Origin of the sequence: Anaerorhabdus sp. (assembly GCF_036637135.1) — a bacterium.
Classification (GTDB): domain Bacteria; phylum Bacillota_I; class Bacilli_A; order Erysipelotrichales; family Erysipelotrichaceae; genus Anaerorhabdus.
The window spans coordinates 1-3,121 of sequence record NZ_JAVWNC010000106.1 but is presented as its reverse complement, the minus strand read 5'-3'; the positions used below and the strand labels follow the sequence as shown (position 1 = coordinate 3,121).

Here is a 3,121-nt window from a genome sequence, read left to right as displayed (position 1 = left end):
GTAAAACTTGAGTCGTAGAATAGAGATAGTTTACTATCTCCTTCTTTTAAGGACAAGTGGTTATGACAACATAACCACTTCACCCCTTCCCAAATGAAAGGAAATCAATATGATTAAAGACACTTTAACAAAAGAACTGGTATTAACAAATGCTCAATGTAAGACATGGCGAGAAGCAGTAAATGAAGCAGGTACGTTGTTACTAAACAATCAGAAAATTAAACAAGAATTTATTCCTTCAATGATACAAGTGGTTGAGGAATTAGGACCATATATGATTTTATTACCCAAGGTTTGTTTCTTCCATGGTCCTCCAGGAGAAAATGTACTTGAACCCTGTTTGTCATTAGTCGTATTTGAGAATTCAATATACTTTGATGACTATGATAATCAAGAAATTAAGTGTGCATTCGCATTTGGTGCTATTGATTCAGAAAGTCACATGGATATGTTGAAAAATGTTGCATACCTTTTACAAAATCAAAAGTTTGTTGAATTAATAACGAACAATGGTAGTAAAGAAGAAATATTAGAAATCATACAAAACTATTAAGGGGGATGAACGTATGAAACATAAAGAGTTTTATGAAATTCTAAAAAATCAGTTAGATCAACAAGTAAATGAAGAGGATAAAAACATTGAATTAGCAGCATCGTATTGTTCGGATTCAATTGCATCAGATCGATTAATTCATGTATTTGGATGTGGACATTCACAAATGTTTGCGATGGAAGTATTTTATCGAGCAGGGGGTATAGTTCCGGTGAATGCACTTCTAGTACCACATCTTGCCTTGTTTCCAAAAGCAAAGTTAAGCACTATACAAGAGAGAGTGGAGGGATTCTCAAAGAATTATCTAAATTTATGCAATGTAGATAAAAAAGATACCATGATTATTGTTTCGGTATCAGGAAGAAATAGTGCAGTAGTTGATATGGCATTAGCTGCAAAAGAAATAGGGATGAAGGTTATTGCATTAACTTCAAAACAATTCTCTAATGGAGTAACGAGTCGCCATTCTAGTGGAAAGAAATTAATCGATGTTGCAGATGTTGTAATTGATATTAAATGTGTAGAAGGCGATGCATGTTTAACACACGAACAAATGCAAGACAAATTTACAGGTACATCAACAATTCTTGGTATGACTATTATGGATATGATTATGGCAAGAACAATTGAATTAAGCATTGAAAAGGGAAAAGTTCCACCAGTTTATGTAAGTTCGAATTTGGATAAAGGTGATGCAATCAATGCTGAATATATTAATAAATACTCTGACTTGATTGACTGCTTATAAAAAGAGAGGAGGTTAATATGAAAATTATAACTGTATGTGGTTTAGGTGTAGGCTCTAGTTTAATTATGAAAATGACAGTTGATTCAGCAATGTCTCAAATCGGGTTGAAATGTCATATTGAACATTGGGATATGGGTACTGTTAAAGGGCGAGAATGTGATTTAATCGTAACTACAGAAGGATTTAGAAAGAATTTTGCAGATCAAGAAAATGTTGTATACGTCAATAATATTGTTGATGTAGCAGAAACAAAAAATAGATTAGAAGAGTATTTTAAGAAACATAATTTAATATAAGGAGGGGATAAAATATGTTAGATTTTATATTAAATATAATAAAAACACCAGCTATTGTTCTAGCGTTAGTAGCGTTGATTGGGTTAACGCTTCAAAAGAAATCTATAGGAGATGTATTCTCGGGGACTGTAAAGACAGCGATTGGTATGTTAGTACTAAGTGCAGGATCTGGATTAATCGTTACAGAAATCTTACCGTTTGTTGATTTATTTTCTACAGTATTTAGTTTACAAGGATTTGCCACATCTTCAGAGGCAGTGGTTGGAGCAATGCAATCTGCAGTTCCAGTAATTGCATCAACGAGTGCATTAATTATGGCAATAGGATTCTTAGTTAACGTATTAATCGCAAGATTTAGTCCGCTAAAATATATCTTCTTAACAGGACATATGATGTGGATCTTATCTGTTGCGATTGCAGGAAGTTTGTTTGTTGCTAACTATGATCAAACAATGATAGTTGCAATTGGATCAGTATTACAAGGGGTATTAATGGTATTATTCCCAGCAATTGGGCAACCGATGGTTCGAAAATTAACAGGAAATGATAATTTTGCAATTGCTCATCTTACAACATTAGGAACAGTTCCTGCTGCTTATATTGGTGGGTTATTAGGGGATAAAACAAAGAGTGCTGAAGATATTAAATTACCAGAATCACTTGAATTCTTTAAAGATACATCAATGTCAGTTTCAATTGTTATGGGTATCTTCTATCTTGTAGTCGTTATTTTGGCAGGACCAGAAACTGTAGCTCCATACGCAGGAACTACAAATTACATAGTATATGGATTATTAAAAGCAATGGGCTTTACTGCAGGGATTCTTATTCTATTGCAAGGAGTACGTATGTTCCTTGGAGAATTAGTTCCAGCATTTAAAGGTATATCTGACAAACTAGTACCAGGGGCTATTCCGGCACTAGATGTTCCAGCATTATTTGCGTATGCTCCAAATAGTTTAATGATTGGATTCATTACAGCAGTAGTAGGTATGATAGTTGCGATGTTTGTTTCAAGTGCAGTGTTCAAAGTAGTTCCATTAGTTTCAATTATTGGTGCATTCTTCACAGGAGGTGTTGCGGGTATATTTGGTAACGCAGCTGGTGGAAGAAGAGGCGCTGTTATTGCGGGATTAGTATATGGATTCTTATTAATCTTTGGTTCAGCATTGTTATTTACAATATTCGATTATGCAGCTTATGGTGCTGCTGGGGTTGGTCATGACTGTATTGATGTTATGGTTACAATGGGGTTATTAAAGAACCCAATGATTGGAATTGTGGTTATTCTTGTGGCATTTGTTGGATATTGTGTCTATGAAGTTAAAAGAAAAAAAGCATAATTAAATTAAGTTCAGTCATAGTAAATAGAAAGAAATAGTGCATATAATGTACTATTTTTTTGTTTCGTATATGTTGGATACAATAAACATATCATTGACATAAGCGTAACTAGTTACTATAATATAAGTAACTAGTTACGTACGAGGTGGAAGATGAAGTTAGAACAACTTGCAAGAAAGC

4 protein-coding genes are annotated in these 3,121 nt (G+C 33.7%); all 4 read left to right on the top strand.

The window, feature by feature from the left end:
- The first annotated feature begins 109 nt into the window (after positions 1-109).
- The 4 genes from RR643_RS11460 to RR643_RS11445 are packed head-to-tail and all read left to right on the top strand — an operon-like array spanning position 110 to position 2,940.
- Complete coding sequence (locus tag RR643_RS11460) at positions 110-553, top strand: PTS sugar transporter subunit IIA (protein ID WP_332469125.1); 444 nt, start codon at positions 110-112, stop codon at positions 551-553.
- A gap of 13 nt (positions 554-566) precedes the next feature.
- On the top strand, positions 567-1,301 hold the full coding sequence (locus RR643_RS11455) for an SIS domain-containing protein (protein ID WP_332469126.1): 735 nt from the start codon (positions 567-569) through the stop codon (positions 1,299-1,301).
- Positions 1,302-1,318: 17 nt separating this feature from the next.
- A complete protein-coding gene (locus tag RR643_RS11450; protein WP_332469127.1) occupies positions 1,319-1,597 on the top strand; it encodes a PTS sugar transporter subunit IIB in 279 nt (92 codons plus the stop codon).
- 14 nt (positions 1,598-1,611) lie between these two features.
- Positions 1,612-2,940: a PTS ascorbate transporter subunit IIC gene (locus tag RR643_RS11445; RefSeq protein WP_332469128.1), complete on the top strand. Its 1,329-nt coding sequence runs from the start codon at positions 1,612-1,614 to the stop codon at positions 2,938-2,940.
- Positions 2,941-3,121 lie beyond the last annotated feature (181 nt).

Excerpts from the sequence above, each read along its gene's own strand:
- RR643_RS11455 (WP_332469126.1), top strand. The coding sequence starts at position 567 with ATGAAACATAAAGAGTTTTATGAAATTCTAAAAAATCAGTTAGATCAA.
- RR643_RS11460 (WP_332469125.1), top strand. The coding sequence starts at position 110 with ATGATTAAAGACACTTTAACAAAAGAACTGGTATTAACAAATGCTCAA.
- RR643_RS11445 (WP_332469128.1), top strand. The coding sequence starts at position 1,612 with ATGTTAGATTTTATATTAAATATAATAAAAACACCAGCTATTGTTCTA.
- RR643_RS11450 (WP_332469127.1), top strand. The coding sequence starts at position 1,319 with ATGAAAATTATAACTGTATGTGGTTTAGGTGTAGGCTCTAGTTTAATT.